This is a genomic window from Longitalea luteola, from assembly GCF_017356035.1.
Taxonomy (GTDB): domain Bacteria; phylum Bacteroidota; class Bacteroidia; order Chitinophagales; family Chitinophagaceae; genus Niastella; species Niastella luteola.
Genome location: NZ_JAFIQX010000002.1, coordinates 542539 through 558293 on the forward strand (window position 1 = coordinate 542539; position 15755 = coordinate 558293).

Annotated in this window: 11 protein-coding genes; 6 read left to right on the plus strand and 5 right to left on the minus strand. The window is 47.4% G+C overall.

Annotated elements, in window-relative coordinates; translation table 11 throughout:
• Nucleotides 1-47: 47 nt before the first annotated feature.
• The 4 genes from JUB15_RS06450 to pheS all read right to left on the minus strand — a co-directional run bounded on the left by JUB15_RS06450 (nucleotide 48) and on the right by pheS (nucleotide 4480).
• The gene (locus tag JUB15_RS06450) at nucleotides 48-1130 is read right to left on the minus strand and encodes a carboxypeptidase-like regulatory domain-containing protein (protein ID WP_207511509.1); all 1083 of its coding nucleotides are present in this window, start codon (nucleotides 1128-1130) and stop codon (nucleotides 48-50) included.
• 273 nt (nucleotides 1131-1403) lie between these two features.
• On the minus strand, nucleotides 1404-2402 hold the full coding sequence (locus JUB15_RS06455; RefSeq protein ID WP_207511510.1) for an SDR family NAD(P)-dependent oxidoreductase: 999 nt from the start codon (nucleotides 2400-2402) through the stop codon (nucleotides 1404-1406).
• A gap of 91 nt (nucleotides 2403-2493) precedes the next feature.
• Nucleotides 2494-3336, minus strand: a complete 843-nt coding sequence (locus JUB15_RS06460; RefSeq protein ID WP_242696221.1) for a 3-hydroxyacyl-CoA dehydrogenase NAD-binding domain-containing protein — start codon at nucleotides 3334-3336, stop codon at nucleotides 2494-2496.
• 112 nt (nucleotides 3337-3448) lie between these two features.
• Complete coding sequence (gene pheS / locus JUB15_RS06465) at nucleotides 3449-4480, minus strand: phenylalanine--tRNA ligase subunit alpha (RefSeq protein ID WP_207511511.1); 1032 nt, start codon at nucleotides 4478-4480, stop codon at nucleotides 3449-3451.
• A gap of 233 nt (nucleotides 4481-4713) precedes the next feature.
• Here pheS and JUB15_RS06470 point away from each other — a divergent pair, with 233 nt between their 5' ends.
• From JUB15_RS06470 to JUB15_RS06485, 4 genes are all read left to right on the plus strand, one after another.
• Nucleotides 4714-5856 carry a formimidoylglutamase gene (locus JUB15_RS06470; protein ID WP_207511512.1) on the plus strand — a complete coding sequence of 381 codons (1143 nt, stop codon included), beginning with the start codon at nucleotides 4714-4716 and terminating at the stop codon, nucleotides 5854-5856.
• A 194-nt stretch (nucleotides 5857-6050) separates the two neighbouring features.
• Nucleotides 6051-7448 carry a D-alanyl-D-alanine carboxypeptidase/D-alanyl-D-alanine endopeptidase gene (gene dacB, locus JUB15_RS06475; RefSeq protein WP_207511513.1) on the plus strand — a complete coding sequence of 466 codons (1398 nt, stop codon included), beginning with the start codon at nucleotides 6051-6053 and terminating at the stop codon, nucleotides 7446-7448.
• Between the two features lie 167 nt (nucleotides 7449-7615).
• On the plus strand, nucleotides 7616-8158 hold the full coding sequence (locus JUB15_RS06480) for an RNA polymerase sigma factor (RefSeq protein ID WP_207511514.1): 543 nt from the start codon (nucleotides 7616-7618) through the stop codon (nucleotides 8156-8158).
• Between the two features lie 5 nt (nucleotides 8159-8163).
• Nucleotides 8164-10038, plus strand: a complete 1875-nt coding sequence (locus JUB15_RS06485; RefSeq protein WP_207511515.1) for an outer membrane beta-barrel protein — start codon at nucleotides 8164-8166, stop codon at nucleotides 10036-10038.
• Here the strand turns inward: JUB15_RS06485 and mutL are convergent.
• Entirely contained in the window at nucleotides 10024-11964 is a 1941-nt protein-coding gene (mutL, locus tag JUB15_RS06490) for a DNA mismatch repair endonuclease MutL (RefSeq protein ID WP_207511516.1), read from the minus strand. The two genes, JUB15_RS06485 and mutL, sit on opposite strands and share 15 nt — an antisense overlap.
• A gap of 202 nt (nucleotides 11965-12166) precedes the next feature.
• Between mutL and JUB15_RS06495 the strand changes: the two genes are divergently transcribed.
• Together JUB15_RS06495 and JUB15_RS06500 are read left to right on the plus strand one after the other, a co-directional pair.
• Nucleotides 12167-15103 carry a serine hydrolase domain-containing protein gene (locus JUB15_RS06495; protein ID WP_207511517.1) on the plus strand — a complete coding sequence of 979 codons (2937 nt, stop codon included), beginning with the start codon at nucleotides 12167-12169 and terminating at the stop codon, nucleotides 15101-15103.
• Between the two features lie 124 nt (nucleotides 15104-15227).
• Nucleotides 15228-15740, plus strand: a complete 513-nt coding sequence (locus JUB15_RS06500) for a DinB family protein (RefSeq protein ID WP_207511518.1) — start codon at nucleotides 15228-15230, stop codon at nucleotides 15738-15740.
• Nucleotides 15741-15755 lie beyond the last annotated feature (15 nt).

Here is a 15755-nt window from a genome sequence, read left to right on the forward strand (position 1 = left end):
ATTTTAAAATGCAAAGGTTTTATTAAAGAGCGTATGTGAAGTACCGGTTACTCATATATGTAATCGTAAGGAAGCAGCTCGGCGAGTTTTTTCCAGGCCCAGTATCCGGTATTGATGACATCATATTGTTCATAGAAATAACCGTTCTCTTCAATAACAAAACCATTGGCTACGTCCAGTACCGTTATCTGAAAGCGGGTGGTGGGTGGTAGTTTGTATTCTTCCAGGAATTGTTTGTCGGGGCGAACCCTTTCATAACTGATCCGGTACTGCCCCGTCCAGCCTATTTCCACATTACCACTGTCCGCCAGATACTCCTGCTCGTTATACAGGTCCGTTATAAACGTACCTTTTACATTCTGTGAATCGGGGTTCAGTTTTTCCACAATAAATCCTTCGTCGGTAAGGGTACTGTCGTAAAACGCTCGCATAAAATGCAGGCGGGAGCCCAGGTAAGTGCGCGCCCTGTTCTTTTGCCATTGTGCTTTTACTTCTTCGGTGCTGTCCATTTCCTGAAACAACGGCGAGCCGGTGTATTGGGTAATGTTGGTGCTGTAGTCGTAGGTGAAAGAATCGAGCTGGTACCTTATCTTATAGCCAAGGGAATAATTGTTAATGATGAGGTCTTCACGGGCGGTGATCTTTAAACGATTTCTTTTTTTGCTATAGAAGAAACGTAATACTTCGGGGTTTTGGATCGAGCACTGGCTGGCAAAACCGGTATTACCAATAAAATTCTGGTTGAAGAACTTGCCGTATTTCGCCAGTCCGTCCGGGTCTGCGGTGCTGGCCACCACGGCTACTTCTGATAATGACTGATCCGCCTTGGCCAGTTCTATCAGCAGCGTGTCGGCAGTTGCCTGGTTATCTGAAATGCGGATCACTTTCTTTTCAAAACCGGTATAGGTTACTATCAGGTCGTACCCACCGTTAGGCAGGCGCATGTAAAACAAGCCCTGGTTGTTGGAAACAGTTCCCTGGGTGGTATTCTGACAATAGGCGGAAGCGCCGGGCAATGGTTGTTTCGATTGGGCGTCGATCACTTTGCCGAATACGGAAAATGATCTTTCCTGTGCTATTGAAAGGGAATAACAGGTTACGGTTAACAACAGGACGATTAAATTTTTCATGCGATATTTTATATTGTTGTATCGCATGGAATTTGCTATGGCTCATTACATGCGATATTGTTTTTAGCCGGACTTTTACGTTGATCCTTATGTTGTTTTTGCTAAGCCGGCTGCATAAATAGCTATAATTCATTATATGCAAGCGGTTAGCCCTCATTAAAACGTTTTGCCGGCAATGAAAGTATTAAAAGGGTTTCATTCAATACTTTGTTCCGGGTTAAATTTCTTTAACATCTTAACTGCCCATGGCATGTATAACAAGTTTTTTGCCAGTTATAGTGGTTGCAGATTGGCCAGGTATTGCTGGCAGTCTTTCTGAATGGCTTTTTCGAGGGGAGTGAAGGAGAATCCGGGGAGGGCTTTGAGGATCTTGCTGTTATCGAAGTAGGTAATACTTTGGGCTACGCGGGCGCTTTCACGGGTAAGTAATGGTTTTTTACCCGATAACATGGATTTTAATTTTTCCCAACGCCAGGCAAAGCTGCCCATCATCCGGCTTGCTTCTTTATGCGGATGCTGCTTGCCAAAGCCGTCGGCAATGGTGTTGAATAGTTGTTGAAACGTCCAGTTGTCACCGTTAACAATAAACCTTTCCTGCGAATGGTTGCTTTCCATCAGCAATACAGTGGCTCTGGCCACATCGGTCACTGCAACAAATCCATTGATGCCTTTGGTGAACCAGGGAAATTCTTTGTAAACACTTTTGAAGATGGCACAGCTCGACATGTTCCAATCGCCATAGCCGAGTACCGTGCTAGGATTTACAATCACCATATCCAGCCCCTCTGCTGCACCGCGCCACACTTCCAGTTCGGCGTGGTGTTTACTGATGGCATAGGTCGTGTGCCATTTTCCGGGCTGCCATTTCTTTTCTTCTGTTATGGTTTCGCCGGTAAGGGTACGGCCGATGGCGGCCACCGAGCTGATGTGCACAAAACGCCGGACATTATTTTCTAGCGCCATGTTCACCACATTTGCAGTGCCTTCTATATTCAGCTTGTAGATCGTCCTTCTTTCACTGTCGTTAAACGAAACTTTGGCTGCGGCATGTATAACCGCATCTATGCCTTTCATGGCTTCATCCAGCGATACTACGTCGAGTATATCGCCGGGCACCCATTCCACTTTATCATTGATATGAGCAGGAATAAAAAAAGGAGTTCCTTTACTGTGCCGGATTGCCCGCACAGCATAGCCTTTTTCCACCAGTTCTTTTATGATGTATGCGCCTATAAAGCCGGAACCGCCTGTAACGAGTATTTTGGGTAACAAGTGTTATAATTAACAGGGCACGAAGATAACCTTTCTCTCACAAAACGGGTGCGTATAAACAAGTATTGCCTGTGCTAAAATGTACTATGAATTAATATTCGTAATAACCTTTGCCGGTTTTGCGGCCGAGTTCCCCTTTTTCTACTCTTTCGTGCTGAATTGGGGACGGCTGCAGGCGGGCGGGTTTGTCCAGGGCATCGTACACCTGGCAGCTGACGGCGTAATTGATATCATTGCCAATAAGGTCCATCAGGCGGAAGGGCCCCATCTTAAAACCGGATGCTTCCAGGAGGGTATCGATGGTTTGAAAATCGGTTACTCCCTGTTCTGCAAGCCGCAGCGCTTCGAGGTAATAAGGCCGTGCTACATGATTTACAATAAAGCCCGGTGCGTCCTGGCAGTGGACCGTGGTTTTGTCCATTCGCCGGGCGGTTTCAACAATGGTATCAATGGTTTGCTGATTGGTCATAGGCGTGGCTACCACTTCAACCAGTTTCATGATGGTAGCGGGGTTAAAAAAGTGCATGCCGGCCACCCGTTCAGGATTTCTTACCTGTTTGGCAATTGCGGTGACCGATAAAGAGGAGGTATTGGTTGCAAAAACCGCTTCCGAGTGGTTTACCTGGGCCAGCTGATTGAACAGGCTCACTTTTACTTCGGGCTTTTCAACAATGGCTTCAATAACCAGGTCGGCCAGGCAGTCATTGATATCTGAAACGAATTGAATGCGATCGAGGATCTCGGTGCCTGCCTGTGCAGTGATCTTGTTCTTCTGCACCAGGGTTTGCACGTTGCTATCAATAGCCACTCTGGCTTTATCAAGCATGCCTTTACTTACATCGTATAATATAACGTGAAAGTGATGCTGGGCTGCTGCCTGGGCAATGCTGCTGCCCATAGTGCCTGCACCGCATATGCAAATAGTTTCTACCATATTGATTAATTGGCAATGGCAATGTGCAATTGGCAAATAATACAGGAACCATTGCAGGTTCACCTGTAGGCAGGTACACTTGTCTATCGCCTGTTGCTTATTGCCTGTTGGTTTATATTGCGCTGGTAAATTGTCGCAGGAATCGCACGTCGTTCTCACTGAACAACCTGATGTCATTGATGCCGTATTTGAGCAGGGCGGGCCGTTCAATACCCATACCGAACGCAAAGCCGGAATATTTTTCAGGGTCGATATTACAGTTCTCCAGCACTTTCGGGTGCACCATGCCGCAACCTAATATTTCGAGCCAGCCGGTACGTTTGCACACGGCACAACCTTCGCCGCCGCACAACTGGCAACTGATGTCCATTTCGGCGCTGGGTTCGGTGAACGGGAAATAGGAGGGGCGGAAGCGTACTTTTACATCCTTGCCATACATTTCCTGCACAAAGAAATACAGGGTTTGCTTCAGGTCGGCAAAAGATACGTTCTCATCGATATACAACCCTTCGATCTGGTGAAAGAAGCAATGGCTGCGGGCGCTGATGGTTTCGTTCCGGTAAACACGACCAGGGCATATAATGCGGATCGGTAACTGCTCTTTCTCCATAGCCCTGATCTGGGTGTTGCTGGTGTGGGTGCGCAACAGCCAGTCGGGATTCTGCTGAATATAAAAAGTATCCTGCATATCACGCGCGGGGTGATGCTCAGGAAGGTTCAATGCCGTAAAGTTGTGCCAGTCGTCTTCAATTTCAGGACCTTCCGCTACCGAAAAGCCCAGGCGGTTGAAAATGCTGATCACATGGTTCAGGAACAGGTTGATGGGATGGCGGGTACCCAGCGGTAAGGGGTCGCCGGGCAGGGTTACATCAATAGCAGCTGCTGCAGCGCCGCCCGACCCTTCGAGCTGCTGTTTCCAATTGTCGTATTTGGCTTCGGCAAGCTGTTTGAATTCATTCAGGATCAAACCGAATTCTTTCTTTTTATCGGCCGGCACATTCCTCATTTCAGTGAACAGGTTCTTGACGATGCCCTTTGTTCCCAGGAATTTTATACGATAAGCCTCCAGCGCATCAGCGCCGTTAGCCGGCTGATTCTCAATTTCCTGCTTATAGGCCGCTATTTGTTGTAACAGTTCATCCATGGCGCAAAGATAATAGTTCTGCATTCAAAGTCTACAGGTCAAAGTTCTACCCTTTTAGAGGTTGCAGGTTCCAGGTTACATGTTCCGGGGCTGTTTGCTGGTTATCGACTTGCCGTTTTCCCTTGTAACCTGCGACCTGTAACCTGTAACAACTGTTCGTCACCGCTCTATCTGTTCAGCTTTTCCTGTTTTTCTGTTACAACCTTGTTTCTTATTCTTTTATCTTGCACCGTATGTCGGACTCATTATATATCGCAGATTTTTTGCAGCCCGTTAACCGGTACATGTTAGCCGAAGATGAGGGCTACAAGGACGGGCAGATCGGAAAAAGGATCGTGGTTTATGAAGATGAGGAATTGCCCGACCTGCAGTCGGCAGACATTGTACTGGTGGGATGTAATGAAGTGCGGGGAAATTACCAGCTGCTGCCGGGCCGAATTTCGGCGCCCGATGCCATCCGCCGGCAGTTCTATGCCTTATACCAGTGGCATTCGGATGTTAACCTGGTTGATATCGGCAATATCATTCCCGGCGCAGCTTTGAACGACACCTATGCGGCACTGAAGACGGTGCTGGCCGAACTGACCGCTATCGGCAAAACTGTTGTTGTGCTGGGTGGCTCCCACGACCTTACGCTGGCGCAATATCATTCCTATACAAGCAAACACCAGATCATTGAAGCTACCTGTGTGGATTCGCTGATTGACCTCAGTATGGAATCGAGGAACCGGTCGGAGAACTTTTTGATGGAAATGCTTACCGGCGAACCGAATTTTATTAAACATTATAATCATATCGGTTTCCAGAGCTATTATGTACATCCGCACATGCTGGAAACGATGGATAAATTGCGGTTCGACTGTTTCAGGGTAGGGCATGTGAAAGAGAATATCGAGGAAATGGAACCGGTGATCCGCAATTCGCAACTTTTCAGCTTCGATATTTCGGCGATCGCGCATGCCTTTGCGCCTTCCAACCTGATTACGCCTAACGGGCTTACCGGTGAGGAAGCCTGTGTTCTGATGCAATATGCCGGACTGAGCCCTACCATCAATACCGTCGGCATTTACGGCTATGCGCCCGACCGGGATAAAGACGATCTTACGGCCAAACAGATCAGCCATATGCTGTGGTACCTGGTTGATGGATATAACCGCAGCCTGCGGGAAGCCCGCCTCGAAGAAAAAGACGCCTTCAATGAATTTCACATGGCATTTGCTGAAATAGAAACGGTTTTTTTACAAAGTAAAAAGACCGGCCGCTGGTGGATGCAATTGCCCGACAAGAAATACATTGCCTGTTCTTACAAAGATTACCTGCTGGCCAGCAGTAATGAAATTCCGGAAAGGTGGTTACGGGCGCAGGAACGGGAATAATACTAATGTGATAATATGATAATTTGATAATGTGATAATGGAATACAGTTCCGATAATCAAGGAGATTTATGGGTGCGGGGCAAGGAGAAACCCATGTGATAACATGATAATGGAATACAGTTCCGATGGTAAAGAGATAATTTACACATTTTCAAATTTGCCCATTTGCTAATTAAAATGTTTATATTTCAGCATGAGCAAAAGCAAAAGATTCCCTTTCCGTTCCCTTATAAATACTATTCCTGTAAAGGGCCTGCGGTTGGCAGTTGGCGGCCTGCTGCTTGTTTTTGCTTCCTGTTCAACCCAGCGCCAGATCGGAAAAGCAGCCAACACCCGGCTGTTCCTTGATTCCACTATTCAACACGCACATGTAGGCATCAGCCTGTTCGATCCTTCCAGCAACAAATATCTGTATACCCATAACGCGAAAAAGTATTTTGTACCCGCTTCGAATACGAAACTCTTCAGCTGTTATGCAGCCATGAAATACCTGGGCGACAGCTTACCCGGCATTCAGTACTGGGAAAACGATACGGCGGTATACCTGGTTGGCACCGGCGATCCCACGCTGCTGCATCCCGATTTCAAAAAGAACCCGGTCATCGATTTTCTGCAAAAGACAAATAAATCGGTTTACTTAACAGATGTCAACTGGAAAGACAATGCCCTGGGGGCCGGCTGGTCATGGAACGACTATAACGATAATTACATGGTTGAGCGCAGTCCTTTGCCAGTGTATGGGAATATCATTCACTGGGTGCAGGAGATGAGTGACGATGCGGCCGGTGGTGCACTGCCCGATCAACCCGCTACGCCGTTTATTTATTCCCTTCCTGAAATAAACTGGAAGGTTCGCTTCAACGCGGGGGTTAGCCGAAAAGCTTTTTTTGTACAGCGTAACCGTGACGAGAACGTGTTTATGATCACTGAAGGCAAGGAAAAGAAAAAAGAACAGGATGTACCGTTTGTTACGCATGGTGTACAATCAGCCATCGAGCTGCTGCCCGACACGATCCGGAAACAGATCAACTATCTGCCTGACCTGAAGAGCCTGCCTGCACAATTGAATAAGATCAATTCGCATCCTACCGACTCCCTGTTGCAACCCATGATGTACCGCAGCGATAATTTCTTTGCAGAACAATCGCTGTTGATGGTGAGCCAGGTAAAGCTGGGTGAAATGAATAACCGGAAGATCATAGATACCCTTCTGAAAACCGATCTCAGTGATCTGCCACAAACGCCCCGCTGGGCCGATGGTAGTGGGTTAAGCCGTTATAACCTGTTTACGCCCAATGACTTCGTGGTGCTGTTACAAAAAATGCAGCAGGAATTCGGCATGAAAAGGCTGCAGGCGATACTGCCTACCGGCGGCAAGGGTACTTTGAGTAATTTGTACAAACAAGATAGTAATTATATATTTGCCAAGACCGGTACCTTGTCGGGCGTTGTTGCATTGAGCGGATATATCTATACGAAAAAGAACAAGCTGCTGATCTTCTCGGTCCTGATCAACAATCACACGGGTAACGCAGGAACCATCCGCCGGCAGGTTGAGGCATTCCTGAACGGCATCCGGAACCGGTATTAACAATGTTTTTAAATTTTCTCTTTTCTTTCCCCAACCGTAGCGCTATCATACCCCGTATTATTACTAGCAACTGGCAATTGGCCATTAAACTAAAGAGAAAATAAGCATTCAAAGAACAACCCAGGTTTAAAAAAGTACGGCTTCAGAACACCAAATATCAGGCTTGATTGTCCACCAATGCTACTGATATAGAACTCATAACCGGTTGTATCAATAACAACCGCAAGGCCCAGGAACGCTTGTATAAGAAGTTTTATGGACCTATGGCATCTATTTGCCTGCGATACACCCGTAACCAGGAAGATGCGATCGAAGTATTGCATAACGGCTTTTTGAAGGTCTTCAAAAACATCCATACTTATGACACGGGCAAGGCGTCATTGTATACCTGGGTGAGAACCATCATCATCAATTCAGCCATAGATTTCATTCGGCAGCGCAGCAAATTCCATACGCATATTGAACTGGAAAAAGTAGATGAACCAGCCATTGATGCTGATGCAATACAACGAATGTCTTCCCATGAAGTTTTATTACTGGTACAGAAATTATCACCGGCTACGCAAACGGTGTTCAACCTGTATGTAGTAGAAGGATATAATCACCGGGAAATAGCTAACCTATTGGGCATTAGTGAAGGTACCAGCAAATGGCACCTGAGCGAGGCCCGTAAACAATTGCAAAAACTATTACAAACGTTGCAAGTGTAAGTGAGATGAACTTTAAACATCCATACGAAAAACACTTAGCGGAGAAACTGGTGCAGCTTCCGCCACCTGACGACCCCGACAAAAACTGGCAGCAAATGAAGGCGCTGCTCGACAAAAATATGCCACGAGGTGGAGGCGGTTCCGGTGGGTCATACCGCTGGTGGATCGCCGGCTCCCTGTTTGTGGCCGTAGTGGTGGGAACATTTTTTGGCGGCAAACAACTGCTTACCAGGGAACAACGCAGCGAAGGGGTTGCCGGTACTATTAAAACCGTTAACAACAAAAAAGCACCTTCCGTTGCGTTAACCGAAAAAAATAGTGGCCAACCCGATGGTTCGGCAACCGCTAACAATTCAACAGGTTCAACCACCCCGAAAAACCTGCCCGGTGCAGCGTATGCATCCAATACCGATAGGGACGGCAATGGTGCTGCCGCTGACAACAGCCGTGAACCAGCCGGCGCCGGTAACAATCCCGCTATGCCATCGGCCACTCCGTCGCAAAACGATGCGGCTGTTACCAATACTACCGGTAAAAATGTTCCGGCAACCGTGGCTGAAAAAGCCCGAAGTAGCGGAACTGATGACATTAACAGCCGGTTGTTACCAGCGAATGATAACGGCCCCGACCTGGCAGAGAAACCAACGAATAATAACAACAAAATTGCCCCTGATCGAAATAAAATCTACACTCCTGAAACAAGCAATAATAACGATAGAAGAACTGCTAATGATCGTAGAACCAATAACCGTAGTACCGTAAATTTTAAGGGGGATGCCCATCAACCGGCAGCACCGGAAGATAATGCGGTAGCAGCTAATACAAGCAGTAATAAGGTTATCAATAAAAAAGGCAAAACGCCCGTACAAAAGCGAACCGGCGATCTATCCAGCTCAAACAGGCCGGGCAGCGATGCGCGAGGCAACCGGAATGCGTATACGCCGCAATTGTCTTTTCCTTCCCGGTCATCCACCGGTTCGGGCTTACAGGAATCGCCGGTCACTTATGACATTAATTACACGGGTGCCACCGTACTATCGCCTTCCGGCGTACTTACCCGCGAATTCACTTATTATACCCGGGCTGACCTGTTCCCTGAACTGGCGGCTAAAAACAGATCGGGCCACCGCAAATCGAGCCGGTCGCCACATGTGCATGAGGACAAGACATTTGCCATAGGGTTATCATTACCGTTGGGATTTCCGGTAGGCGATCAAACCGCGCTGGCATATAACAGGAATGCCGGCGTGAATACGATTTCTGATTATATTCCATCACCGCATTTTCAATATCATTTCAATAGAAAGACATATGTGCAGGCTGGATTCCAGTTTTCGGCACCTCAGTTCATAAAACCGCTGCTTTTGTTCCAGGATCAGAAAATGATCCAGGCAGGACCGAATCTCATAGAACAGACCACCTCCATTCATGCGCGTAAGCTGTATTATTTTAATCTGCCGCTTACAGTTTATCATAGTCCGCTCAGGAATTTTTACATGGGAACCGGGTTACAATTCTCATCGCTGTTAAGCGGGGTAGCCAATCATCAGAAGGTTGAAAAGCGGTTTAGCCCGATAGGACCGCCACAGGAATATGTGATCGAAAATCATTTTGCCCGTTTTAAGAATGACTGGCTTTCCAGCAAGTTGAACGGCAATGAAGTGCGGTTATTACTCGATATGAGCTACTACTGGAGCCGGTTTACAGTAGGCTTGCAGTATAGCCAGGCCTTCAATAATTATGTGAGCTTTCAGGTAACGCCTTCTTCTCCCTATACCTTCGATAAGAATAAAAGCCTTCAGTTCTACCTGCGGTATAACATCTGGGAAGATCAAAAGCGGAAACTGTCTAAAGGACAATCTGCATTATCGCTTAAATAATTGCTCCAGGTAATCTTTTTTGAATTCGATATAGGTTGGATTGCCTCCTGCCGTAACATTGGGCTGTGCGCATTTGAAGAGGTCGGTAGTGAGGCCGCGCATTTCATCCAGGGTCAGCAGTGTATTCGGCTTGATGGCCTGTTGCCAGGCCAGCGAGCGGATCAGCTTCTCCCGGCGGGAGAATTTAAGGTCGCTGCTGAAATGTTTGAACTGTTCCAGTATACTTTCTATAGCCAGTTTTTCATTACCTGCCGAAACATCGGCGGGGGTGCCCTGTATTACAAAAGCATTGGCGCCAAATGGTTCAATAAGATATCCCAACTGGTTCAGGTCGGCGGTCAATTCCTGCAGCAATACCGCATCTGAAGCCGACAACTGCAATGTAACCGGGAACAGACTGCGCTGGGCAGCAATGTTTTTACCATTAGCTGCCGCGGCAAAACGTTCGTATAAAATACGCTCATGCGCCAGTTGCTGATGAATGAGCATAAAACCTTTTGAGGTGGGCGCCACTATCCAGGTGCCATGCAGCTGGAAAAGAAGCGCATTGTCGTCTATGGTGAGTGGTAAATGGCGGGTGGCGAGTGCGGAAAAGCCCTCAGATACATCCGCTTTCTTTTTTAATTGATCGATCAGAGACTCAAACTTTTCTTCTCGCTGGCCATTGTTACCGGCAAAGCCCTGGGACGAGTTTTCCATTGCCGATTGCCGGTTGCCGACTGCCGATTGGTCATTGCCTGGTTCAAAAAAGTCTTTCCAGTGCTTCAGTTCCGTTTTATCGGTGGGTTGAATAAAATGTGCCTGGCCTTTTTGCGAAAAGTTTTTATAGAGGTCTGAAGAGCGGGCGGCTTCCTGCTTGTCTTCGGTAAATGGTTTATTTACGGCATCCAGTTTCTGGATATCCGGATCAAGATCAAACTCCAAAGTGGGTGTTATACTGAATTGCGCCAGGGCATGTTTTACTGCCGCCTGAACAAAGGCATACACGATCTTTTCATCTTCAAATTTGATCTCCTGTTTGGTAGGATGCACATTGATATCAACCTGCGTGGGGTCGAGGTCAATGAACAGGACATACAGCGGGAAGCTGTCGGCCGGGATCATTTCCTTGAAGGCGCTCATTACTGCATGATTCAGATAGGCGCTGCGAATGAACCGGTTGTTCACGAAAAAATACTGGTCACCCCTGGTTTTTTTGGCGGTATCGGGTTTGCCTACGAACCCGTAAATGTTCAGGTAGTCGGTCTTTTCCTGTACGGTTACCAGCCGCGCATTATAATGCTGGCCCAGTACCTGTACTATGCGTTGTTTAAGGCTGCCTTTTTCGAGGTGAAAGACCTGTTGACCGCCGCTGGTGAGCGAAAAAAAGATACCGGGGAACGACAGGGCCACACGGATGAACTCATCCACAATATGCCGCATTTCTGCGGCATTGCTTTTTAAGAAATTACGGCGGGCGGGCACATTGAAGAACAGGTTCTTCATGGCTATGCTGGTGCCATTGGCGGCGGCCACGGGCTCCTGCTTTTTCACCGTGCTGTTCTCTATTTCGATGCAGGTGCCTGTTTCGTCTTCAGCGCGTTTGGTTTTTAATTCTACCTGGGCAACAGCGGCTATGGATGCCAGGGCTTCGCCCCTGAAACCCATGGTGCGAATGTGGAAGAGGTCGTCGATGTTGCGGATCTTGGAAGTAGCATGGCGCTCAAAACTCATGCGGGCATCCGTTTCACTCATGCCTTTACCGTTATCAATTACCTGTACCAGTGACTTACCAGCATCCTGGATGATCAATTTTATTTCAGTGGCGCCGGCATCAACCGCATTTTCCAGCAACTCCTTTACGGCGCTGGCGGGCCGCTGGATAACTTCTCCGGCCGCGATCTGATTGGCAATGTTGTCGGGTAATAATTGAATGATATCCGCCAAAAGCTACTCCTGATTTTGAGTTGGCAAATGTAAGATTATTTGAGTGAATGAACATTTACTATAAAGTACAGTAAATACGACGGTTTTGAGGCTTTCACCAGCACAAAAACGCATGCAACATTAGAAGAATTTTAATGGTTCAAACCCCTTATTAACAGTAAATTTGATGTTCATTCTGCCTTATTAAAATCACATCTTGTAAATGAGGAATACGTTAAGAACCTTTGGTTTTGTTTTATTGATCGGTTTGGTTAATGTCCAGGTTGTAGCACAGCGATCATCCGGTAACCCTGCCGCCGATCGTTGGGTCGACAGTGTTTTCAATTCTTTATCGAAAGCCCAGAAAATAGCCCAGTTGATGATCGTACGGGTGTCGTCGATCGAAGCTGGCGGTAAGATCAAATTTTACGAAAAAGAGGTAGCCGAAGCCATTCACAAATACAATATTGGCGGGCTTTGTCTTTTTCAGGGTGGTCCCATCAGGCAGGCCACCGTCCTCAACCATCTGCAGGCGATTGCCAAAACCCCTTTGCTGGTGACCATCGATGCCGAGAACGGCGTTGGTATGCGAATGGACAGCGTACAGGGGCTTCCGCGGCAAATGATGATGGGCGCCGTGCAGGATCAGTCATTGATCTATGAATATGGCCGGGCTGTTGGTGAGCAATGTAAACGCATAGGCATTCAGGTGAATTATGCACCCGTGGTGGATGTAAATAATAATCCGAACAACCCCGTGATCAACGACCGGTCATTCGGGGAAGATAAATACAAGGTGGCCGAATATGGAATTGCGTACATGAAAGGTATGCAGGATGTGGGTGTAATGGCCTGTGCCAAACATTTCCCCGGTCATGGCGATGTGGATGTTGATTCACACCATGATCTGCCGGTCATCAACAAAACGAGGAACCAACTCGATTCGCTGGAACTGTATCCTTTTAACCAGCTGTTCAGGGCCGGTGTGGGCAGTGTAATGGTAGCCCATTTATCAGTACCTGTTATTGATAATACGGCGAATAAGCCCACGTCCATTTCCTATAACAGTGTTACGCAACTGCTGCGCAAGGAGCTCAATTATAACGGTCTCACGTTTACCGATGCCCTGGAAATGAAAGGCGTGGCCAAATATTTCCCTGATGGCGAAGCTTCACGCGAAGCGCTGATAGCAGGTAACGACATGTTGTGTTTGCCTGGCGATATTCCCGGCAGCATTAAGAAAACACGCCGGGCTATCAGAAAGGGAAAGCTCAGCTGGCGCGATATCAATGAAAGGGTAAGAAAAGTGTTATATGCCAAATACCAGTATGGCCTGGCTAACTGGCTGCCGGTAGATACGGCCAATCTGGTGGCCGATCTCAACAGCAAAGTAGCCACCATACGCCGTGCCATTGCCAAAAATGCGCTTACCCTGTTACGCAATGAAGAACCAGCTATTTTCCCGCTCTTCAAAGGACGGAGTATTGCCTATGTGGGCGTTGGTTTAACGCAGGATAATGTTTTTGCTGAACAGATGCGCAGGGATTACAATGCGGGCGTGTTCTATTTTGATTATAAAAAAGACAGTACTGAAGTAGCGCCGCTGCTGGAACAATTGAAAAAAAAATATGACGTTGTGGTCATTGGTGTTCACAAGATGTCGCGTTATCCGGCCAAAAATTTCGGCATCAGCAATGCGGCGGTAGCATTGATAAACGGCATTCAGGCGCAGCAAAAAACGATCACCTTTGTATTTGGCAATCCATATTCCATCAAGAATTTTTGCAACTCACCGGTGCTGATAGCCGCTTATGAAGATGATGACATTACCCAGGCTACCGCTTCAGATCTGCTGCATGGCCGTTTTCTGGCAAGTGGTAAATTACCGGTAACGGTTTGTCCTTCGTATCAATATGGCGCCGGCATTATTGCCAAAAGACTGCTGCCGGCTGTAGCGCCCACCCAGCTTGGTTTTGATGCTGCCAAATTGAATACTGCTATTGATTCCATCGTAAATGATGCTATCAGGCAAAAGGCCATTCCGGGCGCCGTGGTGCTCGTAGCCAAAGATGGAAAGATCGCTTATGAAAAAGCGTTCGGTTATCTAACGTACGACAGTACCGAGCCGGTTTATCCTGAAACGATGTACGACCTGGCATCGGTAACCAAGATCATGGCCACTACTTTGTCGGTAATGAAATTATACGATGAAGGCAAACTGGAACTGCAGAAAACACTGGGTGATTACCTGCCTGTGGTACGTGGTACTAATAAAGCGGGGTTGAAGTTATGGGATATTTTATTACATCAGGCGGGGTTGAAAGCGTTCATTCCTTTTTACCGCGAAACGCTGGATAATACGAACGGCAATATGCCATTGTCTACGTTGTATAGGACATCGCCGCAGGAAGACTTCTCCGTTCCCGTAGCTGCGAATTTATACATCCGTAATAATTGGGAAGATACAATGATGACCCGCATCCTGAAAAGTGAGCTGGGGCCGCATGGAAAATATATCTATAGTGATAACGATTATATTTTTCTGGGTAAGATAGTGGAAGCCGTTACCCATATGCCGCTGGATCAGTATGTAAAGAAAACATTTTACGATAAGCTGGATCTTGCTGCTACCGGTTTTAATCCGGCTTTCCGTTTTCCGCTCGAGTATATTGCGCCTACGGAAAGAGAAAAAGAGTTCCGGAATCAACTGATCCATGGCTATGTGCACGATCCTGGTGCTGCCATGTTCGGTGGTGTGGCCGGTCATGCCGGGTTGTTCAGCAATGCCTATGAAGTGGCGGTGCTGGCGCAGATGTTATTGAATGGCGGCGTATTGAACGGACAAAACTTCTTTAGCCGTTCCACTGTAGAATACTTTAATCAGTACCATAGTGCCATCAGCCGCCGGGGACTGGGTTTTGATAAACCTGAAAGGGACAATGCGAAACGGACAGAACCATATCCCTGCGCTTCTGCGTCACCGTTAACTTTTGGTCATACCGGTTTTACGGGAACCTGTTTCTGGGTTGACCCAAAGAATAACCTGATATTTGTTTTCCTGAGTAACCGGGTGAACAGTCCGGACGTAAACAAATTCCTGCGCATGAGTATACGGCCTAAGGTTCATGAAGCGATATACCAGGCGCTGAAACCTTACTAATACAATTTCTGATTTCGAGATTTAGATACCTGCCTGCGGGCAGGCAGGTTTTGAGATTTGTGCTGCTTTGAAATTTCGATAAATCCCAAAATCCCGAAATCCAAAAATTTTAAAATCTCAAACTATGTTACCAGAAGTATGGCTGCGCGGGCCATTGGCCGGAATCCCTGCATTGGTACAACCGGTAGCCCATGCATTATTGCAGGCGCAGGAAGAGATCCATGAATTGATGAAGGATTTTCCGGATGCGCTGTTATGGCAACGTCCGGCAGGGGTGGCTTCGCCCGGTTTTCATTTAAAGCATATCGCGGGCGTCCTTGACCGGTTGTTTACCTATGCCGGCGGCCGGGCATTGACTGCCCAACAACTCCAGTACCTCAAAGCAGAAACTGAAACTTCAGCAGATAATACCGTAGCCGCTCTCCTGAACACCCTCGATGCGCAGATCACCGCTTCCATAGAAGCACTGAAAGCTATTGATGAATCTACTTTAACGGAACCACGAGGCGTAGGCCGCCAGCAATTGCCTTCCACGGTGCTTGGTTTGCTTTTTCATGCGGCAGAACACACCATGCGGCATACCGGGCAATTGGTGGTCACAGTACGGGTGGTGCTGCAAAAAAAAGCTGAAGGCTGAAGGCTTAAAGCTGAA